General features: G+C 65.0%; 23 protein-coding genes. 4 read left to right on the top strand and 19 right to left on the bottom strand.

What is annotated here, in order from left to right:
* Positions 1 to 50 precede the first annotated feature (50 nt).
* The 10 genes from rpoC to pheS form a co-directional block, all read right to left on the bottom strand.
* Positions 51 to 4,226 carry a DNA-directed RNA polymerase subunit beta' gene (gene rpoC / locus ACV959_RS04990; RefSeq protein WP_475738813.1) on the bottom strand — a complete coding sequence of 1,392 codons (4,176 nt, stop codon included), beginning with the start codon at positions 4,224 to 4,226 and terminating at the stop codon, positions 51 to 53.
* Positions 4,227 to 4,395: 169 nt separating this feature from the next.
* The gene (gene rpoB, locus ACV959_RS04995; protein WP_475738814.1) at positions 4,396 to 8,535 is read right to left on the bottom strand and encodes a DNA-directed RNA polymerase subunit beta; all 4,140 of its coding nucleotides are present in this window, start codon (positions 8,533 to 8,535) and stop codon (positions 4,396 to 4,398) included.
* Positions 8,536 to 8,702: 167 nt separating this feature from the next.
* Positions 8,703 to 9,080 carry a 50S ribosomal protein L7/L12 gene (gene rplL, locus ACV959_RS05000; RefSeq protein ID WP_475738815.1) on the bottom strand — a complete coding sequence of 126 codons (378 nt, stop codon included), beginning with the start codon at positions 9,078 to 9,080 and terminating at the stop codon, positions 8,703 to 8,705.
* A 45-nt stretch (positions 9,081 to 9,125) separates the two neighbouring features.
* Positions 9,126 to 9,641 carry a 50S ribosomal protein L10 gene (rplJ, locus tag ACV959_RS05005; protein ID WP_475738816.1) on the bottom strand — a complete coding sequence of 172 codons (516 nt, stop codon included), beginning with the start codon at positions 9,639 to 9,641 and terminating at the stop codon, positions 9,126 to 9,128.
* Positions 9,642 to 10,173: 532 nt separating this feature from the next.
* Positions 10,174 to 10,515: a hypothetical protein gene (locus ACV959_RS05010; RefSeq protein WP_475738817.1), complete on the bottom strand. Its 342-nt coding sequence runs from the start codon at positions 10,513 to 10,515 to the stop codon at positions 10,174 to 10,176.
* On the bottom strand, positions 10,494 to 12,905 hold the full coding sequence (pheT, locus tag ACV959_RS05015) for a phenylalanine--tRNA ligase subunit beta (protein WP_475738818.1): 2,412 nt from the start codon (positions 12,903 to 12,905) through the stop codon (positions 10,494 to 10,496). Before pheT ends, ACV959_RS05010 begins: the two co-directional genes overlap by 22 nt.
* The gene (locus ACV959_RS05020; protein WP_475738819.1) at positions 12,902 to 13,612 is read right to left on the bottom strand and encodes a TIR domain-containing protein; all 711 of its coding nucleotides are present in this window, start codon (positions 13,610 to 13,612) and stop codon (positions 12,902 to 12,904) included. Before ACV959_RS05020 ends, pheT begins: the two co-directional genes overlap by 4 nt.
* Positions 13,613 to 13,711: 99 nt before the next feature.
* On the bottom strand, positions 13,712 to 13,987 hold the full coding sequence (locus ACV959_RS05025) for a DUF2442 domain-containing protein (RefSeq protein ID WP_475738820.1): 276 nt from the start codon (positions 13,985 to 13,987) through the stop codon (positions 13,712 to 13,714).
* Positions 13,968 to 14,204, bottom strand: a complete 237-nt coding sequence (locus ACV959_RS05030; protein ID WP_475738821.1) for a DUF4160 domain-containing protein — start codon at positions 14,202 to 14,204, stop codon at positions 13,968 to 13,970. The genes ACV959_RS05025 and ACV959_RS05030 overlap by 20 nt, the downstream gene beginning before the upstream one ends.
* A 2-nt stretch (positions 14,205 to 14,206) precedes the next feature.
* Positions 14,207 to 15,286 carry a phenylalanine--tRNA ligase subunit alpha gene (gene pheS / locus ACV959_RS05035; RefSeq protein WP_475738822.1) on the bottom strand — a complete coding sequence of 360 codons (1,080 nt, stop codon included), beginning with the start codon at positions 15,284 to 15,286 and terminating at the stop codon, positions 14,207 to 14,209.
* 139 nt (positions 15,287 to 15,425) lie between these two features.
* Between pheS and ACV959_RS05040 the strand changes: the two genes are divergently transcribed.
* The gene (locus ACV959_RS05040; RefSeq protein ID WP_475738823.1) at positions 15,426 to 15,791 is read left to right on the top strand and encodes a hypothetical protein; all 366 of its coding nucleotides are present in this window, start codon (positions 15,426 to 15,428) and stop codon (positions 15,789 to 15,791) included.
* A 3-nt stretch (positions 15,792 to 15,794) separates the two neighbouring features.
* Here ACV959_RS05040 and ACV959_RS05045 read toward each other — a convergent pair whose 3' ends face one another.
* The 5 genes from ACV959_RS05045 to ACV959_RS05065 all read right to left on the bottom strand — a co-directional run bounded on the left by ACV959_RS05045 (position 15,795) and on the right by ACV959_RS05065 (position 19,224).
* Entirely contained in the window at positions 15,795 to 16,775 is a 981-nt protein-coding gene (locus tag ACV959_RS05045) for a bifunctional enoyl-CoA hydratase/phosphate acetyltransferase (protein ID WP_475738824.1), read from the bottom strand.
* A gap of 13 nt (positions 16,776 to 16,788) precedes the next feature.
* Complete coding sequence (locus ACV959_RS05050) at positions 16,789 to 17,313, bottom strand: DUF3280 domain-containing protein (RefSeq protein ID WP_475738825.1); 525 nt, start codon at positions 17,311 to 17,313, stop codon at positions 16,789 to 16,791.
* On the bottom strand, positions 17,310 to 18,071 hold the full coding sequence (locus ACV959_RS05055) for a M48 family metallopeptidase (protein WP_475738826.1): 762 nt from the start codon (positions 18,069 to 18,071) through the stop codon (positions 17,310 to 17,312). The genes ACV959_RS05050 and ACV959_RS05055 overlap by 4 nt, the downstream gene beginning before the upstream one ends.
* A gap of 85 nt (positions 18,072 to 18,156) precedes the next feature.
* Positions 18,157 to 18,804 (bottom strand): SCO family protein, encoded by a 648-nt coding sequence (locus tag ACV959_RS05060; RefSeq protein WP_475738827.1) that lies wholly within the window; start codon positions 18,802 to 18,804, stop codon positions 18,157 to 18,159.
* Positions 18,805 to 18,876: 72 nt separating this feature from the next.
* Complete coding sequence (locus tag ACV959_RS05065; RefSeq protein ID WP_475738828.1) at positions 18,877 to 19,224, bottom strand: hypothetical protein; 348 nt, start codon at positions 19,222 to 19,224, stop codon at positions 18,877 to 18,879.
* A gap of 182 nt (positions 19,225 to 19,406) precedes the next feature.
* On the opposite strand from ACV959_RS05065, the gene ACV959_RS05070 reads away from it, so the two are divergent.
* Together ACV959_RS05070 and rpoH are read left to right on the top strand one after the other, a co-directional pair.
* Positions 19,407 to 20,915, top strand: a complete 1,509-nt coding sequence (locus ACV959_RS05070) for a helicase HerA-like domain-containing protein (RefSeq protein WP_475738829.1) — start codon at positions 19,407 to 19,409, stop codon at positions 20,913 to 20,915.
* Positions 20,916 to 21,168: 253 nt separating this feature from the next.
* Positions 21,169 to 22,056, top strand: a complete 888-nt coding sequence (gene rpoH, locus ACV959_RS05075; protein WP_475738830.1) for an RNA polymerase sigma factor RpoH — start codon at positions 21,169 to 21,171, stop codon at positions 22,054 to 22,056.
* 85 nt (positions 22,057 to 22,141) lie between these two features.
* Here the strand turns inward: rpoH and ACV959_RS05080 are convergent, their stop codons facing one another.
* Positions 22,142 to 23,218: a M48 family metallopeptidase gene (locus ACV959_RS05080; RefSeq protein ID WP_475738831.1), complete on the bottom strand. Its 1,077-nt coding sequence runs from the start codon at positions 23,216 to 23,218 to the stop codon at positions 22,142 to 22,144.
* Between the two features lie 100 nt (positions 23,219 to 23,318).
* Here ACV959_RS05080 and ACV959_RS05085 point away from each other — a divergent pair, with 100 nt between their 5' ends.
* Positions 23,319 to 24,008: an SDR family oxidoreductase gene (locus ACV959_RS05085; RefSeq protein WP_475738832.1), complete on the top strand. Its 690-nt coding sequence runs from the start codon at positions 23,319 to 23,321 to the stop codon at positions 24,006 to 24,008.
* 40 nt (positions 24,009 to 24,048) lie between these two features.
* Here ACV959_RS05085 and ACV959_RS05090 read toward each other — a convergent pair whose 3' ends face one another.
* The 3 genes from ACV959_RS05090 to ACV959_RS05100 are packed head-to-tail and all read right to left on the bottom strand — an operon-like array spanning position 24,049 to position 26,460.
* A complete protein-coding gene (locus tag ACV959_RS05090; protein WP_475739590.1) occupies positions 24,049 to 24,792 on the bottom strand; it encodes an ATP-binding cassette domain-containing protein in 744 nt (247 codons plus the stop codon).
* A complete protein-coding gene (locus ACV959_RS05095) occupies positions 24,743 to 25,498 on the bottom strand; it encodes an ABC transporter permease (RefSeq protein ID WP_475738833.1) in 756 nt (251 codons plus the stop codon). The genes ACV959_RS05090 and ACV959_RS05095 overlap by 50 nt, the downstream gene beginning before the upstream one ends.
* Positions 25,495 to 26,460: an ABC transporter substrate-binding protein gene (locus ACV959_RS05100; RefSeq protein ID WP_475738835.1), complete on the bottom strand. Its 966-nt coding sequence runs from the start codon at positions 26,458 to 26,460 to the stop codon at positions 25,495 to 25,497. The genes ACV959_RS05095 and ACV959_RS05100 overlap by 4 nt, the downstream gene beginning before the upstream one ends.
* Positions 26,461 to 26,477 lie beyond the last annotated feature (17 nt).

The raw sequence follows: 26,477 nt of genomic DNA on the forward strand, positions 1-26,477 counted from the left end.
AGCAAAAGGCCGCCCGTTTCGGGGCGGCCTATTCGATTTCAGCTCAGCGCTCATTCCGCCGGCGGCAGGGCCGGGGCGGGCTCGGTCCCTTCGGCGCGCTGCGTGATGATGAGATCGTCGCGGCCCGAAGCGATGCCGCGGAACTTCGCCATCGCCGCGCCGGTGCCGGCCGGAATGAGGCGGCCGACGATGACGTTCTCCTTGAGGCCGACGAGCGGGTCGATCTTGCCGTTGACGGCGGCCTCGGTGAGAACGCGCGTCGTCTCCTGGAAGGAGGCTGCGGAGAAGAAGGACCGCGTCTGCAGCGAGGCCTTGGTGATGCCGAGCAGCACCGGCGTGCCATGCGCCGGCTTGCCGCCGTTCTCGATCGCCCTGGCGTTTGCCTCGTCGAGTTCGACGTGATCCACCTGCTCGCCCTCGAGGAAGCCGGTGTCGCCCGGATCGACGATGTCGACCTTCTGGAGCATCTGACGGACAATCACTTCGATGTGCTTGTCGTTGATGTTCACGCCCTGCAGACGGTAGACCTCCTGGATTTCATTGACGAGGTAGGCCGCAAGCTCCTCCACGCCCTTGATCGCCAGAATGTCGTGCGGCGCCGGATTGCCGTCGACGATGTAATCGCCCTTCTCGACGACGTCGCCGTCCTGAAGGTGAATGTGTTTGCCCTTCGGGATCAGATACTCGACCGGCTCCGCGCCTTCTTCCGTCGGCACGATGGTGATGCGCTGCTTGTTCTTGTAGTCGCGGCCGAACTGCACCGTGCCGGAGATTTCCGCGATGATCGCGTGATCCTTGGGACGGCGCGCCTCGAACAGTTCCGCGACGCGCGGCAGACCGCCGGTGATGTCGCGGGTCTTCGCGCTTTCGACCGAAATACGCGCGACAATGTCGCCGGCCCTCACCGTGCCGCCGGGCTCGACTGCGATGATCGAGTCGACGGGCAGGAGATAGCGGGCGTCGCCGCCGCGCGCGAGCTTGGCGATTTTGCCGTCCGGGCCCTTGATGACGATCGAGGGCTTGAGGCTCGCGGAACGCAGGTTGAGGCGATAGTCCATGACCATGCGCTTGGCGATGCCGGTCGACTCGTCGACCGTTTCCGACATGGACTGGCCTTCGACGAGATCCTCGAAGCCGATCACGCCGTCCACCTCGCTGATGATGGGACGGGTGTAGGGGTCCCATTCCGCAAGGCGCTGGCCGCGCTTGACCGTATCGCCTTCATCGACCTTCAGCTTGGCGCCGTATTGGATGCGGTTCACCGCGCGCTCCGCGCCATCGGGGCCGAGGATCACGATGGCGACGTTGCGCGCCATGACGATCAGATCGCCGTCCGAGTTGCGGGCCACATGCCGGTTGCGGATGTGAACCTTGCCCTCGAAGTTCGATTCGATGAACGACTGGTCCGCGAGCTGCGCCGCGCCGCCGATGTGGAAGGTGCGCATGGTGAGCTGCGTGCCCGGCTCGCCGATCGATTGCGCCGCGATGACGCCAACAGCCTCGCCCATGTTGACAGGCGTGCCGCGCGCGAGGTCGCGGCCGTAGCACTTGGCGCAGACGCCGTTCTTGGCCTCGCAGGTGAGGACCGAGCGGATCTTCACCTCCTGAATGCCGGCGGCGTTGATCGGCTCGATATGCCACTCCTGGATCATCTCGCCGGCCGGCACGATGATCTTGCCGTCCTGCGTCTTGAGATCCTCCGCCGCCGTGCGGCCAAGAATGCGCGTCGCAAGCGACGCGACGACCTGACCGGCGTCGATGATCGCCCGCATGCGGATGCCGCCCGTGGAGCCGCAGTCCGTCGAGGAGATGATCGAATCCTGCGCGACGTCGACGAGACGGCGGGTGAGGTAGCCCGAGTTCGCGGTCTTCAACGCCGTGTCGGCCAGGCCCTTGCGGGCGCCGTGGGTGGAGTTGAAGTATTCGAGAACGGTCAGGCCTTCCTTGAAGTTCGAGATGATCGGGCTCTCGATGATCTCGCCCGAGGGCTTGGCCATCAGACCGCGCATCGCCGCGAGCTGCTTCATCTGCTGCGGCGAGCCGCGCGCGCCCGAGTGCGACATCATGTAGATCGAGTTGATCGGCTTGTCGCGTCCGTGCTCGTCCTTGCGCACCGCGGAGATGCGTTGCATCATCTCTTCGGCGAGCTTGTCCGTGCACTTCATCCAGGCGTCGACGACCTTGTTGTATTTCTCGCCCTGGGTGATGAGGCCGTCGTTGTACTGTTGCTCATATTCCTTGGCGGCGGCGCGCGTCTCGGCGACGATCCTCTCTTTCGTTTCCGGCACGACCATGTCGTCCTTGCCGAAGGAGATGCCGGCCTTGAAGGCCTCGCGGAAGCCCAGCGCCATGATGCGGTCGCAGAAAATGACCGTCTCCTTCTGACCGCAGTTGCGGTAGACGGTGTCGATCATGTTCGAGATTTCCTTCTTGGTCATCAGCTTGTTGACGACGTCGAAGGGGATCTTCTGGTGTTTCGGCAAGAGCTGGCCGAGCACCATGCGGCCGGGCGTCGTGTCGAAGATTTTTGACACGCGGTTGCCGGCGGCGTCATAGGTCCAGCCGCGTCCTTTGATCTTGGTGTGCAGAGTGATGGCCTTGGCGGCGAGCGCATGTTCGATCTCGCCCTGATTGGCGAAGCACATGCCCTGGCCCGGCTCGCCGTCGCGCTCCAGCGTCAGGTAATAGAGACCGAGAACGATGTCCTGCGAGGGCACGATAATCGGCTGGCCATTGGCCGGATGCAGGATGTTGTTCGTCGACATCATCAGCACGCGCGCTTCCAGCTGCGCCTCGAGCGACAGCGGCACGTGGACGGCCATCTGGTCGCCGTCGAAGTCGGCGTTGAAGGCCGCGCAAACGAGCGGATGCAGCTGGATCGCCTTGCCCTCGATCAGCACCGGCTCGAAGGCCTGAATGCCGAGGCGGTGCAGCGTCGGCGCGCGGTTGAGCAGCACCGGATGCTCGCGGATGACTTCGTCGAGAATGTCCCAGACCTCGGGCTTTTCCTTTTCGACGAGTTTCTTCGCCTGCTTGACGGTCGCCGAATAGCCCTTCGCGTCGAGACGCGAATAGATGAAGGGCTTGAACAGCTCGAGCGCCATTTTCTTCGGCAAGCCGCACTGATGAAGCTTGAGCTCGGGACCGACGACGATGACGGAGCGGCCGGAATAGTCGACGCGCTTGCCGAGCAGGTTCTGGCGGAAGCGGCCCTGCTTGCCCTTCAGCATGTCGGCGAGCGACTTCAGCGGACGCTTGTTGGCGCCCGTGATGACGCGGCCGCGGCGGCCGTTGTCGAACAGCGCGTCGACGGCCTCCTGCAACATACGCTTCTCGTTGCGGATGATGATGTCCGGCGCGCGCAGTTCGATGAGGCGCTTCAGGCGGTTGTTGCGGTTGATGACGCGGCGATAGAGATCGTTGAGATCGGACGTTGCGAAACGGCCGCCGTCGAGCGGAACGAGCGGACGCAGGTCTGGCGGGATGACCGGGATCTCTTTCAGGATCATCCATTCCGGCTTGTTGCCCGACTGGATGAAGGCCTCGATGATCTTCAGGCGCTTGGCGAGCTTCTTGGGCTTCAGCTCGGTCTTCGCTTCGGCGATCTCCTGGCGCAGCGACGCGGCGATGCCTTCGAGATCCATCGACTCGAGCAGACGACGAATCGCCTCCGCGCCGATCATCGCCGTGAACGTGTCCTGGCCGAATTCGTCCTGCGCCGTCAGATATTCCTCTTCCGACAGAAGCTGACGCTCCTTGAGCGGCGTCAGGCCCGGATCGATGACGATATAGGACTCGAAATAGAGAATGCGCTCCAGATCCTTCAGCGTCATGTCGAGCAAAAGGCCGATGCGCGACGGCAGCGACTTCAGGAACCAGATGTGCGCAACGGGCGCCGCGAGAGAGATATGGCCCATGCGGTCGCGGCGCACGCGCGCGAGCGTGACTTCGACGCCGCACTTCTCGCAGATGACGCCCTTGTATTTCATGCGCTTGTACTTGCCGCACAAGCACTCGTAGTCCTTGATCGGCCCGAAGATGCGCGCGCAGAACAGGCCGTCGCGCTCGGGCTTGAAGGTACGGTAGTTGATCGTCTCGGGCTTTTTGATCTCGCCGAAGGACCAGGAGAGAATCTTCTCCGGGCTCGCGATGGAAATCTGAATCTGGTCGAAGGCCTGCGTCGCCACGACCGGATTGAAGAGATTCATGACCTCTTGCTGATTCATGGTCTTCTCCTGGGACGCCGCGGCGGCGGAGCCGCTCGACTAGCGTCGTAAAATTTCAAAGGCAGGCTACGCCGTCAGTGCAAGGCGCGAAGCGGCGAAAGATTCCGGAGCCGTTCGCCGCTCTGGATTGCTTCGCCGCGCTCGCACTGACGGGGGAATGTCGCATCGACTATTCCGCGGCCTCCGCGGTCGGCGGCGCGATTTCTTCCGTCTCCGGCGTCGCGCTGGTCAGTTCGACGTTGAGCGCCAGCGACCGCATTTCCTTGATGAGCACGTTGAAGCTCTCCGGAATGCCCGATTCGAAAGTGTCGTCGCCGCGAACGATCGACTCGTAGACCTTGGTGCGGCCAGCGACGTCGTCCGATTTGACGGTCAGCATTTCCTGCAGCGTGTAGGCCGCGCCATAAGCTTCGAGCGCCCAGACCTCCATTTCGCCGAAACGTTGGCCGCCGAACTGCGCCTTGCCGCCCAGCGGCTGCTGGGTGACGAGAGAGTAGGGACCGATCGAGCGCGCGTGGATCTTGTCGTCGACCAGGTGATGGAGCTTCAGCATGTAGATGTAGCCCACCGTCACCTTTCGGTCGAAGGCTTCGCCGGTGCGTCCGTCGAACAGCGTCACCTGTCCCGACGGGTCGTGGCCCGCCTTGGTGAGCATGTCGACGATGTCCTTCTCGCGCGCGCCATCGAACACCGGCGTCGCAATCGGCACGCCGCGACGCAAGTCCTTCGCGGTTTCCAGCAGCAGGCTTTCGTCGAGTTTCTCTATCTCTTCGTCCTTGCCATATATGTCGGTCAGCGCGTTGCGCAGGATCGCTGCGTCTCTCGACTTCATATAAGCGTCGACCGCCTTGCCGACCTGCTTGCCGAGGCCCGCGCAGGCCCAGCCGAGATGCGTCTCCAGAATCTGGCCGACGTTCATGCGCGAGGGCACGCCGAGCGGGTTCAGCACGATGTCCACGGGTGTGCCATCTTCGAGAAACGGCATGTCCTCCTGCGGCACGATCCGTGATACGACGCCCTTGTTGCCGTGGCGGCCGGCCATCTTGTCGCCAGGCTGAATTTTGCGCTTCACCGCGACGAAGACCTTCACCATCTTCATCACGCCGGGCGGCAGCTCGTCGCCGCGCTGCAGCTTTTCGACCTTGTCGAGGAATCGGTTCTCGAGGCCCTTCTTCGACTCGTCGTATTGCTTGCGGACGGCTTCGATCGCGGCCATCAGCTCGTCGTCCTCGACCACGAAGGTCCACCATTGCGAGCGGGGATATTCGTCGAGGATCGCCTGCGTCAGAACCTGATCCTTCTTGAAGCTCTTCGGGCCGGCGATCGCATTCTTGCCGATGAGCATCTCGGCGAGACGCGCATAGACGTTACGGTCGAGGATGGCTAGCTCGTCGTCGCGGTCCTTGGCGAGACGCTCGATCTCCTCGCGCTCGATCGCCTGCGCGCGCTCGTCCTTCTCGACGCCGTGGCGGTTGAAGACGCGCACTTCGACGATGGTGCCCTGAACGCCCGGCGGCACGCGCAGCGAGGTGTCGCGCACGTCGGAGGCTTTCTCGCCGAAGATGGCGCGCAGGAGCTTTTCTTCCGGCGTCATCGGGCTCTCGCCCTTCGGCGTGATCTTGCCGACGAGAATGTCGCCGGCCTGCACTTCCGCGCCTATATAGACGATGCCCGCCTCGTCGAGATTCTTCAGCGTCTCTTCCGACACGTTCGGAATGTCGCGGGTGATTTCTTCCGGACCGAGCTTGGTGTCGCGGGCCATCACCTCGAATTCGTCGATATGGATCGACGTGAACACGTCCTCCTTCACGATGCGCTCGTTGAGAAGGATCGAGTCCTCGAAGTTGTAGCCGTTCCACGGCATGAAGGCGACGAGAACGTTGCGCCCCAACGCCAGATCGCCGAGATCCGTCGAGGGGCCGTCGGCGATGATGTCGCCTTTCTTCACCAGGTCGCCGACGCGAACGAGCGGCTTCTGGTTGATGCAGGTCGACTGGTTTGAGCGCTGGAACTTCATCAGGCGATAGATGTCGACGCCAGGCTTGGCCGGGTCGAGCTCTTCCGTCGCGCGGATGACGATACGCGTCGCGTCGATCTGGTCGACGACGCCGGTGCGGCGCGCGGAGATCGCCGCGCCGGAGTCGGCCGCGACGACGGCCTCCATGCCCGTGCCGACGAGCGGGGCGTCCGCCTTCACCAGCGGCACGGCCTGACGCTGCATGTTCGAACCCATGAGCGCGCGGTTGGCGTCGTCGTTCTCGAGGAAGGGGATGAGCGCCGCGGCGACCGAGACGAGCTGCTTGGGCGACACGTCCATCGCGTCGACCTTTTCGCGCGGGACAAGCATCACATCGCCGGCGTGACGGCAGAGCACGAGGTCTTCCGTCAGATTGCCGTCGGCGTCGACCGGCGCGTTGGCCTGGGCGACGTGATACTTCGCCTCCTCCATGGCGGAGAGATAGGCGACCTCGTTCGTCACCTTGCCGTCGCGCACGCGGCGGTAGGGCGCTTCGATGAAGCCGTATTTGTTCACGCGCGCAAAGGTCGCGAGCGAGTTGATGAGGCCGATGTTCGGACCTTCCGGCGTCTCGATCGGGCAGATGCGGCCGTAATGCGTGGGGTGCACGTCGCGCACCTCGAAGCCGGCGCGCTCGCGCGTGAGGCCGCCCGGACCCAGCGCCGAGAGACGACGCTTGTGCGTGATCTCGGAGAGCGGGTTCGTCTGGTCCATGAACTGCGAGAGCTGCGAGGAGCCGAAGAACTCGCGCACCGCCGCGGCGGCGGGCTTCGCGTTGATCAGATCCTGCGGCATCACTGTGTCGATATCGACCGACGACATGCGCTCCTTGATGGCGCGCTCCATGCGCAAGAGGCCGAGGCGATACTGATTTTCCATCAGCTCGCCGACCGAGCGCACGCGGCGATTGCCGAGATGGTCGATGTCGTCGATCTCGCCGCGGCCGTCACGGAGATCCACGAGCGCCTTCACCACCGCGAGAATGTCCTCGCGGCGCAGCGTGCGCACCGTATCCGGCGCGTCGAGATCAAGGCGCATGTTCATCTTCACGCGGCCGACGGCCGAGAGGTCATAGCGCTCCGCGTCGAAAAACAGCGAATGGAACATAGCTTCCGCCGTGTCCATGGTCGGCGGCTCGCCCGGACGCATGACGCGGTAGATGTCGAACAGCGCTTCCTCGCGGTTCGAATTCTTGTCGACCGCGAGCGTATTGCGGATGTAGGGACCGACGTTGATGTGGTCGATGTCCAGAATCGGCAACTCGTCGAAGCCTTTTTCGACGAGGAGCGGCAGCGTCTTCGCCGTGATTTCGTCACCGGCTTCGGCGAAGATTTCGCCGGTGTTCGGATCATAGAGATCCTGCGCGAGATATTGGCCGTAGAGCTCCTCGGCGGAGACGCGAATCGCCTTGACTCCCTTTTCGGCGAGCTGGCGCGCGGCGCGCACGGCGAGCTTCTTGCCGGCTTCGAGAATGACCTGGCCGGTGTCGGCGTCGATCATGTCGGCGACGGCCTTCACGCCCTTGATGCGGTCGGCGTCGAACGGCATGCGCCAGTTCTCGCCGTCGGCCGTATAGGTGATCGTCTTGTAGAAAGTCGACAGGATCTCTTCGCCGTCGAGCCCAAGGGCGAAGAGGAGCGAGGTCACCGGGATCTTGCGGCGGCGGTCGATGCGCGCATACACGATGTCCTTGGCGTCGAACTCGATGTCGAGCCACGAGCCGCGATAGGGAATGATGCGGGCCGCGAAGAGCAGCTTGCCGGAAGAGTGGCTCTTGCCCTTGTCGTGGTCGAAGAACACGCCCGGCGAGCGGTGCATCTGCGAGACGATGACGCGCTCGGTGCCGTTGACGATAAAGGTGCCGTTCGACGTCATGAAAGGCATGTCGCCCATGTAGACGTCCTGCTCCTTGATGTCCTTGACGGACTTCGCCTGCGTGTCGGGATCGACGTCGAACACGATGAGGCGCAGCGTCACCTTGAGCGGCGCAGCGAACGTCATGCCGCGCTGGCGGCATTCGTCGACGTCATATTTCGGCGGCTCGAATTCGTAGCGGACGAATTCGAGCAGCGCGACGCCGGAGAAATCGGAAATCGGGAAGACGGATTTGAAGACGGACTGCAGACCCTCTTCGGGGCGGCCGCCCTTGGGCTCGTCGACAAGGAGGAACTGATCGTATGAGGCCTTCTGCACTTCGATCAGATTGGGCATCTCCGCGGCTTCCCGGATGTGACCGAAGAATTTGCGGGTGCGCTTGCGACCGGTGAACTTGCGGGCCGACGTCTGAGCCATGTCGCTTTTCGAGCCTCTCTCGTAAGGGCCGGACGGCTCGATGCGAGCCGCTCTCGCCCTGTCGGGCGCTTGGCGGATAGCGCCCCTTTCAACCGCGCGCGGCCCCGGCCTGAGCCGGGACCGCGAATCTCGTCACGCAAGGCGCCGGTGAGCGGCGGCGAGCGGAATTACTTGAGCTCGACCTTGGCGCCGACCTTCTCGAGGGTCGCCTTGATCTTTTCGGCCTCTTCCTTGGAAGCGCCTTCCTTGATCGGCTTCGGGGCGCCCTCGACGAGGTCCTTGGCTTCCTTCAGGCCGAGGCCGGTGATGCCGCGGACTTCCTTGATGACCTCGATCTTCTTGTCGCCGGCCGAAGCCAGGATCACGTTGAACTCGGTCTTCTCTTCGGCGGCCGGGGCGGCGGCGCCAGCGGCCGGAGCGGCGGCGACGGCCACCGCAGCGGCGGCGGAAACGCCCCACTTCTCCTCGAGCATCTTGGCGAGCTCAGCCGCCTCGAGGACGGTGAGAGCCGAGAGGTCTTCGACGATCTTTTCGAGATTAGCCATTTGCATGCGTCCTTTGAATTTGGTTCGGTTCGGTAGGCGTGCCTCTTAGGCCGCGTCTTTCTTGGCGTAGGCGCCGAACACGCGCGCGAGCTTGGCGGCAGGCGCGGTGGAGAGCTGGGCGATCTTGGTCGCGGGCGCATTGATGAGGCCCACGAGCTTGGCGCGCAGTTCGTCCAGAGACGGCATCGTCGCAAGCGACTTGACGCCGTCGGCGTTCAGCAGCGTGGCGCCCATGGCGCCGCCCAGAATCACGAATTTGTCGTGATCCTTGGCGAAGGCCACGGCGACCTTCGGCGCCGCCACCGGATCGTCCGAATAGGCGATCAGGGTCGGCCCCTTGAGCAAGGGGCTGAAATCGGCGACGCTCGAGCCATTCAGAGCGATCTTGGCGAGGCGGTTCTTTGCGACCTGAACGGAGGCGCCCTCTTCGCGAGCCCGCTTGCGCAGGGCCTGCATCTGGGCGACCGTCAAGCCGGAGTAGTGCGCAACGACGATCGCGCCAGCCTTCGAGAAGGTCTGGTTGAGCGCCGCTACGGCTTCTTTTTTCTCCGCTCTATCCACGGTTGCTCTCTTCTAACAGGCGGGAAACCCCGCCGGTTGCGACATGCCGCCTGCCGAAGCAGACGGCGCCGTAGATCCTGTCCCCAGCGCGCTCCGCCGAAGCGAAGGCTCTGGTTGAAGGGGCGCGAACCAAAATCGAAGGACGTTGGCGAAAAGCCGCCAACGGCCAAAAATTACGGTTTCCCCGTCTGTGCAGGCCGCCGTCGGACGATCGGATTCCTTTCGTCTCTCGGGCGATTGAGCCGCTCAGGGTTGTGGATAACCCGTCGCGCGCGCCGGCAGTCTCGGACAGGACATGGCCGGACGGGACGCGAGGCATGAACCCCGGGTCCGCCGGCCTATCCACCGCCATTTCCCTAAGCCGTTGACAAAGCCTTGGATCAGGCGGAAGCTCCAAATAAGAAAGCGGGGCTACAGATGAACGGCGTGCCCCGGAACGGCTCTTTTAATGGGACCGCGCCCGTTTGCCAAGAGGTAAATTCGGGCTTTATGAGCGTGCGCCCGAACCGTCCGTCCATCGTTGTTTTCCCGTTCACCGACGGCCTGGCGCGAACTCCATGCGCATCCGGCCGCTTCGACCATGGGTCACGCGCGCGCCATAACCGAGCGCGGAGGCGGCGCGGCGGGCCGGGACGGCCTTGGTCCCGTTCCCCCTCGCGCGGCCGCTCTCCTTTTCCCCCTCGCTCGCCATGCCCGGATAGCTCGCGCCATGCTGACCGCGGACCGGGCCGAAGGAGGCGAGGCAAAGATTATAGGCGTTGGCGTCCTTGATCGCCTCGCAGTCGTCGATGGTCCGGGGGCCGGCTGCGACGGGGAGAGCGATCAGGAGCGGAAGAACGAAGACGATGATCCTCAACGCAACGCCGCCCCGCATTTCCTCTCCGCCTCCGTCACGATCCTTTGCGCCACCGCCTCGATTTCGGCGTCCGTCAGCGTTTTTTCGCGCGGCTGAAGCGTGACTGCGACGCCGACCGACTTCTTGCCCTCCGGCACGCCGACGCCCTCATAGACGTCGAAGACGCTGACATTCGTGATGAGCGCCTTGTCGGCGCCGGCCACTGCCTTGACGAGATCGCCGGCGTTCGCCGCGCGGTCGACGATGAAGGCGAAGTCGCGGGAGAGCGGCTGGAGGTCCGAGAGTTCGAGCTTCGGCTTGATCTTGGTGGGCTTGGCCTTGGGCGCCGGCAGATTGTCGAGCACGATCTCGAAGGCGGCGATCGGGCCTTCGACGTCCAGCGCCTTCAGCGCGCGCGGGTGCAATTCGCCGAAATAGCCGATGACGGCTTTGGGGCCGAATTGCAGCGTGGCCGAGCGGCCTGGATGGAACCATGACGGCCCGCCTGGCGCGACCTGCAGGCCGCTCGTCGCGACGCCGAGCGCGCCTAAGAGCGCCATCGCGTCCGCCTTGGCGTCGAAAGCGCCGGCGCGCTGCGCTTGCGCCGACCAGTGGCGGCCGGCGCCCGCGAGGCCGCGGCGAATGCCGGCGGCGGCGAGGCGCTGGCCCTTCTCGCTCGGGTCGAGGAAGATCTGGCCGACTTCGAAGAGATCCTGATCGCCGAGCCCCCGCGCGGCGTTGCGTCCCGCCGCGGCGACAAGGCCGGGCAGCAGGCTCGGGCGCATGTCGGAAAGTTCGGCGGCGATCGGGTTGGCGAGCTTCAGTCCCGCCGAGCCGCCGCCAAAGGCTTCCGCCTGCTCCTTGGAGATGAAGGACCAGGTGACGGCCTCGACCAGCCCCTGCGCGGCGAGCGCGCGGCGCGCGTTGCGGGCGCGCTTCTGCATCACGGTGAGCACGGCGGGCGCGACGCCTTCCGCGCGGGGCAGGGGGGTGGAGGGCACATTGTCGACGCCGAGGATGCGGACGATCTCCTCGACAATGTCGGCTTTGCCTTCGATGTCGGGGCGCCAGCTCGGCGCGGCGATGTTCGCGCGGTCCTCGCCGTTCTTTTCGACCGTGAAGCCGAGGCGCTCGAGAATGGCGGTCGCGTCGGCCTGAGAGACGTCGACGCCCGCGAGGCGCTGCGTCTCGCTCCACGGGAAATCGATCACGCGCGCCTCGCGCGGCGCGGCGCCGGCGATGATCCATTCGGAGGGCTCGCCGCCGCAAAGATCCATGACGAACTGCGTCGCGAGTTCGCCGCCTGGCAGCGCGAAGGCCGGATCGACCCCGCGCTCGAAGCGGTAGCGCGCATCGGTGACGATGCCCAGTTTGCGGCCCGTATGGGCGATGTTCTGCGGGTCCCAAAGCGCCGTTTCGATGAGCGCGTCGGTCGTGTCGTCATTGCAGCCCGACGCCTCGCCGCCCATGACGCCGGCAATGGATTCGACTCCATTGTCGTCGCAGATGACGACCATGGCCTCGTCGAGCTCATGCGTCTTGCCGTCGAGGGCGAGCAGCGTTTCGCCCTTCTTCGCTTTACGTACGACGAGAGCGCCTTTCACCTTTTTCGCGTCGAAGACGTGCAGCGGCCGCGCGCGGTCGAAGGTGAGATAATTGGTGATGTCGACGAGCGCGTTGATCGGGCGCAGGCCGATTTCGCGCAAGCGCCTTTGCAGCCAGTCCGGGCTCGGGCCGTTCCTGACGCCGCGCACGAGGCGCAGGCCGAAGAAGGGCGCGAGATGTTTCTCGCCTTCCGAAAAATCCAGCGTCACCCCGACCGGGCAGGGGAATTTGCCCTCCACCGGCAGAATGTCTTTCGTCTTGAGCACGCCGAGGCCGGCGGCCGCGAGATCGCGCGCGACGCCATAGACGCCCGCGGCGTCCGGACGGTTCGGCGTGAGATTGATTTCGATGACCGGATCGTCGAGCCCCGCCCATTGCGCGTAAACCGCGCCGATGGGCGCGTCGTCGGGCAATTCGATGATGCCGTCGCTTTGCGTCGCCAGCTCTAGCTCCTCGAAGGAGCACAACATGCCGAGCGACTCGACGCCGCGAATATTGCCCTTGCCGAGCGTGATTTTTTTGCCGGGAATATAGGTTCCCGGCGCGGAGAAGACGCTCTTCAGTCCCGCGCGCGCATTCGGGGCGCCGCAGACGACCTGCACAAGTTCGCCCGCGCCCGTATCGACCTTGCAGACGCGCAGGCGGTCGGCGTTCGGATGCTGCGTCGCCTCCACGATCTGCGCGATCCTGAAGTCTTTCAGTTGCGCGGCGGGGTCGTGCACATGCTCCACTTCGAGGCCGATGCGCGTGAGCGTCTCGACGATCTCGGCGAGCGTGGCGGACGTATCGAGATGCTCTTTGAGCCAGGAGAGGGTGAGTTTCATTGCGAGGCCGAAATTACGCGAGACTCCGCGATTGAGATGCCTGCGCCAGTCAAGCGCTGTGCAATCTTCGCGGCGACTTCCTTCACGTGGGTGTTGTATTCGATGCGAATAATACCTTCTAAGTCCGAAGGCAGCTCTAGCGCACCCTTCTTTATCAATGCTACGTGATCTGATCCAAGCTTCGATAACGCCATGCCCGCTTCTAAGATCACGTTTTGTCTCGCGCGGGGTTGCCGCTCTGTATCCTTTTGGTCCTTGCGATAACCGTAATCGTCTGGGGTCATGAGCACGAAGACGAAGTCCGACCCACTACCAATATTTTCCATCAGCGCCTGAAATAACGGCAGTCCCTTGCCGTCGACGTTTTTCTGAACCAAAGGCTCAATCCCCAACCGAAATAAAACCAGTTCAAGTTGCTCTAAAGCTTCATGGTCGCTGCCGTGAACGATAAAAATCCGACTTACGTTATTTGAGGCTTTGGCCTCAAAATTTGCTTTCTCGCCGAGAACGCGAGTTAAGTCGGTTTTGAAAGCGTCAGGGCGCTTGCCTTGACACAAAATAGTTCCCGTTTTTGGCCACCAATTTAGGATATCTCCTGATTTTGACTGGAAGCGATGACAGCCTTTCCCGTCATCTGACCAGTCGCCATCACGACCAGAAAACTTGACGCACGACTTGAGCTCTTCGAGCTCGCCATGAAACTTCATTGAGATAATCCCCCCGCCAGCGTCGGGAAATCCGGCGGCCTGAATCCGTAATGCTCCAGCCAGCGCGTGTCGGCGTCGAAGAAGGCGCGCAGAAGCATCTCACGCCGTTTTTTCCAGCGGCGCAGCCCCCGGCGCGCGTTGCCCGCGCAACATGCTGGCGACGCTGATGTCCTCGTCGATCTGTGGCCAATGCACGCCCATTGGCGTCAGTTCGATCTCGCATCTTTGCGACGGCGACGCCTTGAAGAGGCGCGGATACCACCAGAGCGGCGTCGACAGGACACGACCGTCGGCGAGCGTGACGGTGAGACGATCATTGTCGCAGGACGCCGCGACAGGTCTGCTGTCTTCGACGTCAATTTGCAAAGTAGTCATTCCACTCCTTCAGGAAGGCCTCACGCATTTCGCGCGTCTTCTTCACGATTTCGTTCAGTTCCTGCGCCGAGAAGCCCATATTGACGGCAAGCCCGACATTCTCAAGCCAGATTTTCGCTTCCTTGCCGTCCTTTGTCACGTGGATATGCGCGGGCTCCCAACCATCAGCCGAGTAGAAAAAGAAGCGATAGCCATTCCACCGCAGCAGCGTCGGCATCGCTACCCGCTCAACCCGCCCGCAAGCGTCGGGAAATCCAGCGGCCTGAATCCGTAATGCTCCAGCCAGCGCGTGTCGGCGTCGAAGAAGGCGCGCAGATCCGACATGCCGTATTTGAGCATGGCGAGGCGGTCGATGCCGACGCCGAAGGCGAAGCCCTGATAGACGTCCGGGTCGTGGCCGCAATTGCGCAGCACGTTCGGATGCACCATGCCGCAGCCCAGAATCTCCATCCAGTCCTCGCCCTCGCCGAAGCGGATTTCGCCGCCCTGGCGCCGGCACTGGACGTCGACTTCCATCGACGGCTCGGTGAAGGGGAAGAAGGAGGGCCGCATGCGCAGCTTCACGCCCTTCACCTCGAAGAAGCTCTTGAGGAACTCCTCCAGCACCCATTTGAGATGACCCATATGCGTCGACTGGTCGATGACGAGGCCCTCGATCTGATGGAACATCGGCGTATGGGTCTGGTCGAAATCGCAGCGATAGACGCGGCCGGGGCAGATCACCCGGATCGGCGGCTTTTGCGTCAGCATGGTGCGCACCTGCACCGGGCTCGTATGCGTGCGCAGCAGCTTTTTCTCCCCGGCTTCCGGCGCGAGGAAGAACGTGTCCTGCATCTCGCGGGCCGGATGGCCCTCGGGGAAGTTCAGCTTCGTGAAATTATAGTCGTCGCTCTCGATGTCCGGCCCTTCCGCCACGGCGAAGCCCATATCGGCGAAGATGACGGAAAGCTCGTCCATCACCTGCGAGATGGGGTGGATGCGGCCGCGCTCGAGCGGGCTCGTCGCGGCGGGGAGCGTCACGTCGAGCGTCTCGGCCTTGAGCCGCGCCTCCATCGCCGCCTCGGCGAGTTCCGCGCGGCGGGCGGCGAGCGCCTCGGTCGCCCGCTCCTTGAGGGCGTTGATTTTCGCGCCTTCGGTCTTGCGCTCCTCGGGCGACATTTTGCCGAGCGTCGAGAGCAGGGCGGAAATCGCGCCCTTCTTGCCCAGCGCGGCGAGGCGCACGGCCTCGAGCGCCTGTTCGTCCGGAGCCCCGGCGATCTGGCGCAGCGTGTCTTCTTCGAGTTTCGCGATGTCGGTCATGTTTTGCGTCGCGCGTGGGAAAAACTTTCGGGCCGCCTTCTGCCATGTGCGCGCAGCGATGTCGAGAAGCGGACCCGGGAAGCGGTTGCGGCGCTGGCGGCGGGCGGATAATGGACGGTGACAGGGAAGGGGGACGCCAATGGCGAATGAGAACGACACGCGTCGGGAATTCATCGAGGGCCGCCCGGCGCGCGCGCGGTTTTGGGGCCCGCCGGGCGCCGTGTGGGAGCCGATCATCCTCTCGGAGGGAGAGCGCCAGGTTTGGTACGACGTGCGCTACGACAAGCGCACGCGCCGCTGCCATATGCGGGGCCTGGGCCAATATTTCTTCGACGCGGAGCCGCAACTGATCGAAATCAGCCCCATCGTGTTCGCCCACGACAGCTGGGACAGCGGCGCCTTTCTGGCTTGGGGCAAGCTCGTCTACTTCGATACCGAAGGCAGACTGATGATCCGCGATCCGAATTCGACGCCGATGCAGGCCGGAGAGTATGTATTCGCCTAAATCCTAACCTGCCCCCTTTCCTGTTCTGTGCGTGAAAAGCTGCGCCAGTGCGGAGGAGGCGACGCGCGACGCCACGTCGTCGGCGCGGCTCGTGAGCACGATCGGGACGCGCGCGCCGAGCACGATGCCGGCCGTGTCGGCGCCGGCCAGAAAGACGAGCTGCTTGGCGAGGATATTGCCGGATTCGAGGTCTGGCGCGACGAGAATGTCGGGGTCGCCCGCGACTTCCGACGCGATGTGCTTGGCCTCCGCCGCCTCGCGGGAGATGGCGTTGTCGAAAGCGAGCGGACCGTCGAGGGTGGCGCCGGCGATCTGGCCGCGGTCGGCCATCTTGCAAAGGGCGGCGGCTTCGACCGTCGAGGGAATTTTCGCCTCCACCGTCTCCACGGCGGAAAGGATCGCGACCTTTGGCCGCGCAAGCCCGATGGCGTGGGCGAGATCGACGGCGTTGCGCACGATGTCGCGCTTGATGTCGAGCGTCGGCGCGATGTTGATCGCCGCGTCCGTGACGAGCAGAAGCTTGTGATAGGTCGGCGCGTCGATGACGAAGACATGGCTGATGCGCCGGTCGGTGCGCAGGCCCACGCCCTCGCGCACGATGGCGACCATCAGTTCATCCGTGTGCAGCGCGCCCTTCATCAGCGCGTGAATCTTGCCGCGCCGGGCGAGCTCCACGGCCTGTTCGGCGGCCGCGTGACTATGCGGCGCTTCGACGACGTCGACTCCCTCCAGCGAAACGCCCGCCTGGTTGGCCGCGGCCTCGATCTTGGCGGGCGGACCGACGAGGGTCGGCACGATGAGGCCCTTGTCGCGCGCCGAGAGCGCTCCCTCGAGCGAAGGCCGGTCGCAAGGGTGAACCACGCCCACCCGGATCGGCGGGAGCGATTGCGCGCGCTTGACGAGGTCGTCGAGCAAGGCGCCGCGGGGCCTAGAAAAAACCGCGCTCCAGGGCGGAGCGGCCTTGCCGCTGCTGCTCTCGCTCATAGCTTTCCCCTGTTCAGGTCACGGGATCGCGCGCGATCCGCTCGGTGAGAAATTTCGCGGCGCGCGCGTAGGAAGTGTCGTTGTCGCCGCGAAAGTCGAAGCCCTGATGGTAAATAAGCTCGCCGGATGACGCGCGCGTGATGGAGACGCCCATGCTGAGGATGAGCGTGCTGACCTTGTTGACAAGCCCCGTCATCACAAGATCCGCCCCCGCCTTTCTTGCGAGCGCGCTTTCGCAACCATTGCAGGTTCGGATGTAGGTCCGTTTCAGGATCTCGTCGAGATCGCTCTGGATGGCGGCGCGATCGACGACCTCATAGACCCCTCGCGCCGCAAGGCCGGCGGCGATGGCCTCGCGCGCCGCGGCGAGGCGCCGGGCATGATCGGCGCGCTGGTCGATCGGCTCCTGCGAGGTGTCGATGATCTCGAAATCGAGAATGAGAAGACGCTTGCCGGTCTTGACCCACGGCTCCTGCGCCTGCGCGGCGAGGGGCAGCAGCGCCGCGCAGGCGATGAGACGGCGGCGGTCCAGCATCATTCCCTGGCTCCATATTTGTGCAGATGCGCGCCATTCGCCGATAGCCAGGCTTCGGCGCGATCCGTGTCGGCGCACAGGCGGCGCGCAAGCGACCAGAATCGCGGCGAATGGTCGAGATGGACGAGATGGGCCACCTCATGCGCGGCAAGATAGTCGAGAACGTAGGGCGGAGCCATCACGAGGCGCCAGGAAAAATTGAGGGAGCCTGTCGCCGAGCAGGAGCCCCAGCGGCTGACCGGATCGCGCAGACCCACGCCGCGCGGCGGCAGCCCGAGCGTCGACGCGTGGCGCGCGACCGCGTTTTCAAGATCGCGTCGCGCCTCGCGTTTCAAATGATCCTGAACGCGCCGGTGCACATGCTCCGCGCGTCCGGCGACGCACAGGGCGTAACGCGATTCGACGTCGTCGCGTTCCTCGGTCCACACCGTGCCGCGCCGATCCGGCACATGCAGCAGCATGTGGTCCACGCCGCGCAATGGCACGATGGAGCCATGCGCAAAGGGAATGGTCGCGGGCAGACGATCAAGACGCGCGGCGATCCACGCGGCATGACGCTCTGCGAAATCTCGCGCGTCCCTCAGCGAGGCGCGTTGCGGCATCGTCAGCACCGCGTCCCGCGCAGCGAATCGTACGCGCAATGTGAAGCGTCGCGCCGTGGATGCGCGGCGCAGGGCGACGACGATCGTTTCGCCGGCGTGTTCAAGCGTGATGACAGACGAACCGATGCGCGCAGGTCCGTCGCGCAGGAGTCGAAGCATATGCGCATGCTACCGAAAGGCGCCGTGAGTCGCGAGTTCGAAAAGCGCCACGGACGCAAAATTTTTCGCCGCGCGTCAACAGGCGTCACAGATAACGTGCGAGATCTTTCGCCGCTTCTTCCGGCTTGCGGCCGACGTTGAAGGAGGTGACGAAACGTCCGTTCTTGTCCATCAGGTAGACGACGGTGGTGTGGTCGACGGCGTAATCGTCGTCCTTGCCGGCCGAGCGCTTGGAGTAGATGCGGTATTCACGCAGCATCGGGTCGAGCTGCGCGCGCGGCCCGGTGAGGCCGATAATGCGGGAGTCGAAATTCGCGAGATAATCCTTCAAAATTTCCGGCGTGTCGCGCTCGGGGTCGACCGTGACGAACAGGGCGCCGACCTTCGCGTCGGGCCCCATGGCGCGGAGAATTTCCGACATCTCGAACAGGGTCGTGTGGCACACGTCGGGACAGTGGGTGTAGCCGAAGAACACGAGATAGGGCTTGCCAAGCAAATCCCGCTCGCTCACCTGCGTTCCGATGTGCGAGGTGAGCTGGAACGGGCCGCCGATGGCGGACGGCGGCGGCGCGGGCGGCGTGTTGCTGGTCAGCGCGACGAACGTCCCGAAGATCGCCGCGAAAACGGCGCCGGCGCCGATGAGGACGGTCTTGGAGACCGCGGGTTCTTTCCCGCTCGCTTTGTCTCCGCGCCGCCCCGTCCGGCCGTTACCCTTCATTCCCAACTTCGACATGCGCGCGTTTCCTGCTTCTTCTTGGCCGCTCCGCAATCGCGGAACGCGGGGCGACGTTTGGGATGGCCCTGTCTAGTCGATGAGCACGATATGTGCGTCGTTGCAAAGGTCGACGTCGCCGGAGTCCTTGATGTCATCGAAAGCCCAGCGGGCCCGGAAGACGCAGCCCGTTCCGCCGTTCAAAGGAAAGCTTGCGCTCTCCCCCGCGGCGAGCGGCCTGGCGAGCTTGCCGACGAGGGTCTCGGGCGCATCGTCCTTCGCGGGCGTCACGATCTCGAAATTCAGCAGCGGGGCCGCGCGTCCGTTTTCCAGACTGACGGCCCTGGCGAGTTTGAGCGTTCCGGGCCGCGGCTTCGCCGCCGCCGCCGGCGTGCAGAAGCATATGTCGACGACGCCCACGATCGCGGAACACTCTCTCATCCAAACCCTCTCGCAACGAGAACCTTAGCCCGGTCCGCCGCATTCGCCAAGACGCCGTCCGCCGCGTCCGCGCGGCGCGCCGCTTGTGCGCCGCAAGCGCAGCGGGCGGGCGGGATGCGGCGCCCGCGAGAATGATATAGCTTCTGCCGCATCGCGATGATTCGCCCGAAAGCGCCCGCCTCATGAGCGACAGCCCGAACGCGGTTCCCGGAAAGATTCTCGTCGGCGCGACGCATGAACGCGCCTATCGGTATCTGACTCTCTCCCTCGGCAACCGGCACGGGCTGATTTCCGGGGCGACGGGCGGCGGCAAGACCGTGTCTCTGCAACTGCTTGCGGAAGGGTTTTCCAACGCCGGAACCGCCGTGTTTCTGGCCGACGTCAAGGGCGACCTCGCCGGCCTCTCGCAGCCCGGCGACGCCAAGCCCCCGTTCGTCAAGCGCGCCGAGGAAATCGGGCTCTCCTATCAGCCCGATCGTTTTCCGGTCGCGTTCTGGGACGTGTTTGGCGAGCAGGGCCATCGGGTGCGCGCGACGATCTCCGAGATGGGGCCGTTGCTGCTGTCGCGCCTGCTCGACCTGAACGACACGCAGGAGGGCGTGCTCAACATCGTGTTCAAGGTCGCCGACGAGCAGGGGCTTCTGCTGCTCGACCTCAAGGACTTGCGCGCGGCGCTTGCGCATGTCGCCGAGAACGCTGCGGAGCTCAAGATCAAATACGGCAATATTGCGCCCGCGAGCGTCGGCGCCATTCAGCGCCAGCTTCTGGTGCTGGAGACGCAGGGCGGCGACTGTTTCTTTGGAGAGCCGGCGCTCGAAATCGAGGATTTCATCCGCACGGATCGCGACGGGCGCGGCGTGATCAACATTCTCGCCGCCGACAAACTCATGCGCGCGCCGCGCCTTTATGCGACGTTCTTGCTGTGGATGCTCTCGGAGCTTTTCGAGACGTTGCCGGAAGTCGGGGATCTCAAAAAGCCCAAGCTCGTCTTCTTTTTCGATGAGGCGCATCTCCTGTTCGACGACGCGCCAAAGGCGCTTCTGTCTGCGATCGAGCAGGTCGTGCGCCTGATCCGCTCCAAGGGCGTCGGGGTTTACTTTGTCACGCAAAATCCGCTCGACGTGCCGGACACGGTTCTGGGCCAGCTTGGCAACCGCATCCAGCACGCGCTACGCGCCTTCACGCCCCGCGACCAGAAGGCCGTGCGCGCGGCGGCGGAAACCTTCCGAAAGAATCCGTCGTTCGACACGGCGGACGCCATCATGCATCTCGCCGTCGGCGAGGCGCTCGTGTCCATGCTCGGGGCGAAGGGCGCGCCCGAGATGGTCGATCGCGTCCTGATCGCGCCGCCCGCCGCGCGCGTCGGTCCGGTGACGCCGGAGGAGCGCGCGGCGGCGATGGCGGACAGCAGATTCGCCGGCAAGTACGATACGGCGCTCGATCGGGAGTCGGCGTTCGAAATTCTCAAAGCGCGGGCCGAGGGCGCCAGGGGCGGTTCGCCGGGCGGCGGCGGGTTCCTCGGCTCTGTCGTGGGCGGCGTGCTCGGAACCCTGTTCGGCTCGGCGAGGGGCAAGCGTCTGTCGCCGGCCGAGATTGCGATGCGTTCGGCCGTGCAGAGCGCGGCGCGCTCGGCGGGCACGCAGATCGCCAAGCAGATTCTGCGTGGCGTGCTCGGCGGGATTAGTAAGTGATTTTTTAGCTTTCGTCTTCGGGCGCGCGGCGATTGGCTAAATGAGTCTCTTGACTTGGGCGCGCGCCGCCGCCGCCACGCTTCCGCCCGAGTTTTATTACAGAATCTTAATCCCTACTTTAGCGACTTGTCACGCGGCGGTCATTTTCTCGCCCGGCCGTTCCGGCCTATACTGATTTCGTTGCGATCGGCGTGAGCGCGATCGACCATTGCGGGCTCGCCGGCGCCCGGGAGCTCGTCAGGAGGGACGAAATATGGCGAATTCCTTGCCCATCGTCGCGGAAGGCGGCCTCGCCCGCTATCTCGCCGAGATTCGTCGGTTCCCGATGCTGGAGCCCCAGCAGGAATATATGCTCGCCAAACGCTGGCGCGAGCACGAAGATCCCAAGGCCGCGCAGGAGCTCGTGACTTCGCATTTACGCCTCGTCGCCAAGATCGCGATGGGCTACCGTGGCTATGGCCTGCCGATCGGCGAAATCATCTCCGAGGGCAATGTCGGCCTGATGCAGGCCGTCAAGCGCTTCGAGCCCGATCGCGGCTTTCGTCTCGCCACCTATGCGATGTGGTGGATTCGCGCCTCTATTCAAGAATATATCCTGCGCTCCTGGTCGCTCGTGAAGATGGGCACCACCGCGAGCCAAAAGAAGCTGTTCTTCAATCTGCGCAAGGCTAAGAGCAAGATCTCCGCCTTCGAGGAAGGCGACCTCCGGCCCGAGAATGTCGCGAAAATCGCCGCCCGCCTTGGCGTTTCGCAGCAGGACGTGATCGAGATGAACCGTCGCATGAGCGGCGACGCCTCGCTCAACGCCCCGCTGCGCGAGGAAGGCGAGGGCGAGTGGCAGGATTGGCTCGTCGACGAGAGCGACAGTCAGGAGCACATTCTCGCCGCGCAGGAGGAGAGCGACAACCGGATGCGGGCGCTGCGCGGCGCCCTCGATGTTCTGAACCCGCGCGAGCGCCGCATTTTCGAGGCCCGCCGCCTCGCCGACGACCCGGTGACGCTCGAGCAGCTCTCCGAGGAGTTCGGCGTCTCACGCGAGCGGGTCCGCCAGATCGAGGTCCGCGCTTTCGAAAAGGTGCAGGCCGCCGTCAAGAGCGGCGTCGCACGCCTGGAGGCGGCGCAGCATGCGGCGGCGATGTAAACAGCGACTGCGCTTTTCCCGCAATTCCGCGGCCCTCGTCTGAACGCGGACGGGGGCCGTTTCTTTATGCCCGCCGAAGTCCGCGTTACCCGCAAATGCCTTTCAGCGCGCGCCACTCGTCGTCGCTCAGAAGGGGCGGGGCCGTCGGTCCCTTGTCGGCGGCCGTGAGCTTGGCCAGCCGATTCTCGCTCAGCGGATGGTCATGGAGGATCGAGAAGGCGCCCGGGTCTTGGCCGTCGGAGATGCGGATCAGCAGTTCGCCCAGCGGCTTCGACGGCCGCCCGAGCCGGGCGAGCGTCCGCGCCGCGAAGGCGTCCGCCTGCGCCTCGTTCTCGCGGGAGTGGGCGGCGTTGAGCAGCGCATTGCCGATGACGATCATCGCGCCCCCGCCGGTGACGTCTCCGAAGACGAGGCCGACGAGCAGCGCCGTCCCGCCCGTCGCGATGATCCGGCGCAGATGGTCGCGATGCTGGAGATGGCCGAATTCATGGGCGAGGACGCCCACGACCTCATCCTGCGACTGCGCCTTGTCCAGCAAGCCGGACAGCAGATAGACCCTGCCGCCCGGCAGCGCGAAGGCGTTGGGAATTTTCGACGAAACCGTTTCGATCGTCGCCGGCAGGCGCAGGTTCGAGGCTTCCTGCAGCCGGTCGGCGAGCTTCTTCAGGGCTTCGGCCCCTTTCGGGGCGTTGCAGCTCTTGCCGGGGAAGGTCTTGCGAATTTCATCGTTCGCCGCCTCGCCGAGTTTCCTTTCCCATTCGACAGGGATGACCGGCGCGATGACTCCGGCCATGCGCGGCAGCCCGCCCCATAGAAAGGCGCCGAACATGACCGCGGCGAGCGCGCCATAGGCGAGCCGTTTGCGGCCTTCCCGATTTGGGGCCGCCGTCTCGCCGCCGAGCAACAGACAGTGACGGCGGATTTCCGTCTGGGTCTCGCCGTCGTAAATCTCCAGCCAGGCGCCTTTGGGCGCGCCGAGCGCTCGAAGCCGCATCGCGCCGCCGGTCGCGGGCAGGCGGCGCACGTCCGCATAGGGCCAGGCGGCGAGCAGCGCGCCGTCCTCGACGATCTCCAGCGCCGGGCCGAACACGAGATCGACGGTTCGTCGCTCGACGACATGGCCGTCGAAATACCGGCCCATGCCGGCGCGTGCGTCCGTCATCCGCTTCCCCCTTGCGCTGCCTGCGCGCACGCTAACACCGGAGGAGGCGAAGGCAAGGCGGCGCGCTATATGAAGGCCGAAACGTTTTCAGGGAGCCATCATGTCTCATTGGCTGATTGCCGGCGCAAGCCGGGGCATCGGGTTGGAGCTGGCGCGGCGGCTCGCCGCGCGCGGCGACCGCGTGACGGGAAGCGTGCGCGACGAGAAGGGCCGCGCCGCGCTCGCGGCCGCTCTTGCGCCTGCGGGCGACAGGGGACGGATCGTGACGTTCGACACCCGGGACGCGGCGCAGATCCGCTCGGCCGCCGGGAAAGTCGGCGAACCGATCGACGTTCTGATCGCCAACGCGGGCGCCTACGGCCCCCAGCGTCAATCTACGCTCGACATGGATTTTGACGGCGCGCTGGATCTTCTGTCCGTCAATACGCTCGGCCCGCTGCGCGTCGTTCAGGCGTTTCTGCCGTTGCTGCGCGGCGGCGAGCGGCCGCGCATCGTGCTCATGTCCAGCGTGCTGGGGTCGATGACGCTCGAGGGCACGTTCAACGTCGCCTATCGCGCATCGAAAGCGGGTTTGAACAAGATCGCGCAATGTCTCGCGGACGATCTGCGGCCCGAGGGAATCGCGGTCGTCGCCATGCATCCGGGGTGGGTGCGCACGGACATGGGCGGACCGAACGCGACGATCGGCGTCGAGGAAAGCGCCGCCGGAATCATCGAGACGGCCGACGGCCTCACCATGTCCGGCACGCGCCGGTATCTCGACTACCGAGGCGCCGAAATCGACTGGTGAGCGAAGGTTCCGCTCAATGCCGCGCCGCGAGCGGGCGCGGTCACTTGCGAGCCCGGCGCGCGCGGACCAGCGCCTCGTGCGCCTGCGCGGCGAGCGCGGCGGCGGCTTCCGTCGCGAGGCGTCCGCGCGGCGCCGGAATGTCGAGCGTCGCGACGACATGGGCGGGGCGGGGCGACAGAAGAAAAATCCTGTCGGCGAGCGCAATCGCCTCCGAAAGATCGTGCGTGACGATCAGCGTCGTGATGCGCCTTTCCTCGATCAGCGTTGCTATCCTGTCGCGCAATTCGCGCGCCAGCGCCGCGTCGAGTGAGACGAGCGGCTCGTCGAGCAGCAGCAAATCGGGCTTTGCGGCGAGCGCGCGCGCGAGCGCGGCGCGGCGCGCGAGGCCGAGCGACAGTTCGCCGGGAAAATGCGCAGCGTGTTCCGCAAGCGCGAGCGCGTCGAGAAGCGCGGCGATCTCCGCCTCGCCGGCGTCGGGAACGGCGATGCGGATATTGTCGACGACGCTGCGCCAGGGCAGGAGACGGGGCTCCTGAAAAACCATGCCGACGCGGCCGTGGGAGGGCAGCGTCACGCGCCCGACGAAATTATGGTCGAGCCCGGCGATGAGGCGCAGCAGGGTCGTCTTGCCGCAGCCGGACGGCCCCACCACGGCGCCCGCCTGGCCCACAGGCAGCGCGAGGCGCAAATCCTCGAGCGCGCGCACGATGCGCCCGTCGGCGCGACGGTGATCCTTATGCGCGATCGCGACGTCGAGCGACGCCGCGCCGCCAGCGGGCGACATGTCGTTCAAGGGGCTGCACCAGAAAGGTTTCGACGCCGAGCATGAGCGCGACGAAGGGCAGAGCATAGGCGAGGAGGAGCTTCATGTCGAAGAGCTGGAACGCCATGTTGATTTCGAAGCCCACGCCGTTCGAGCGGCCGAGCAGTTCGACGACGAGCACGATTTTCCAGACCAGCGACAGGCCCGACCGCGTCGCGGCGGCGAGGTAGGGCGCAAGCTGCGGCAAAACGAGATGGCGCAGCCGCGCGGCGCGCGAAAAGCGAAAGACCTGCGCCATCTCTTCGAGATGCGGGTCGAGCGCGCGGGCGCCTTCGCGAATGACGACGATGGCGTTGGGGAGTTTGTTCAGCGCGACCGCCGAGATCGCCGCCGTCTCCGTGAGGCCCGCCCAGACATAGGCGAGCACGATGACGACGAGCGCTGGCAGATTGAGCAGGGCGACCAGCCAGGGGTCGAGCAGGCGGTCGGCGAGCCTGTTGCGGCCCATCAGATAGCCGATCGACGCGCCGAGGCTCATGGCGAGCGCAAAGGCGGCGGCGACGCGCGCGAGCGTGACGGCGAGATTGGAAAAGAGCGCGCCGGATCGCGCCTCCTCGGCGATGACGTCGAACACCAGCAGCGGCCCCGGCAGGCGGCGCGGATCGGAAAACAGGGCGGCCGCCTGCCAAATTCCGAACAGAGCGGCGAGCGAGGCGAGGCGGATCACCGCGCGCCGGCCTCTCCACCCTTGTAGAAGACGTTGGGATCGAGCGCCTTGCCGCGGCCGACGAGCTTTTCGCCGCCGATGCCGGCGAGCGTTTCATAGAGCGCCGCCGCGTCGGCTTCTTCCTGCGCGACCGTGCGCTTCGGGATCCCGGCGACATAGCGCTTGCGATAGATGTCGAGCGTCGCCGCGTCTTTCGGGCCGATGCGTTGCGCGGCGGCGGCCCAGGCCTTGTCGTCGCGCGCGATCAGCGCCTTCGCCTTCGCGGTCATGGCGAAGAAACGCGACAGCGCATCCCGGTTCTTCGCCGCGAAATCCTCGTCGAAGACATAGCCGGTGATGACGACGTCGCCCTTCGCTCCGAGCGCTTTTTCGACGTCCGCGACGTCGATGGCGCGCGTGAATCCCTTGCCTTCGAGATCGGCGGCGAAGTTCCAGAATTCAAGCGCGGCGTCGATTTCGCCCTGCAGGGCTTTTTCCGCGATGAGCGGCGGCGCGCCGTAGAGGATGGTCGCGCTTTTTTCGAGATCGACGCCCTGATTCAGGGCGTGGGCCTTCAGCATCAGCCAGCTTTTGTCGAGCGGTCCGCCGGCGACGCCGAGCTTCCTGCCGGCGAGGTCTTTTACGGTCTTGATCGCCGGATCCTTCGTCATCACGGCGCCGACGCTCGCGGAGTAAGGATAGAAGGTCAGCTTCGCGCCCTGCGCCCGCTCCCGCGCAACCCACAACCAGTCGGAAACGATGATGTCCGCGCCGCCGCCCTGAATGGCGATCTTGCCGGCTTCCGGCGCGGCGAGCTCGGCGACGTCGAGTTCGAGGCGCGCCTCCTTGTCGAGGCCGAAGGCTTTGACGACGGCCATCTCCCAGCCGGTGGTGCCAGTCTTCTGGAGGGCGAGACGCAGCTTTTCCGCATGGGCCGGCGTGGCGAGGAGGAGGGCGGCGATCAGGGCGAGCGGGCGTTTCATCTTCGATCCTGCGATTT

The organism is Methylocystis sp. Se48 (assembly GCF_056269425.1).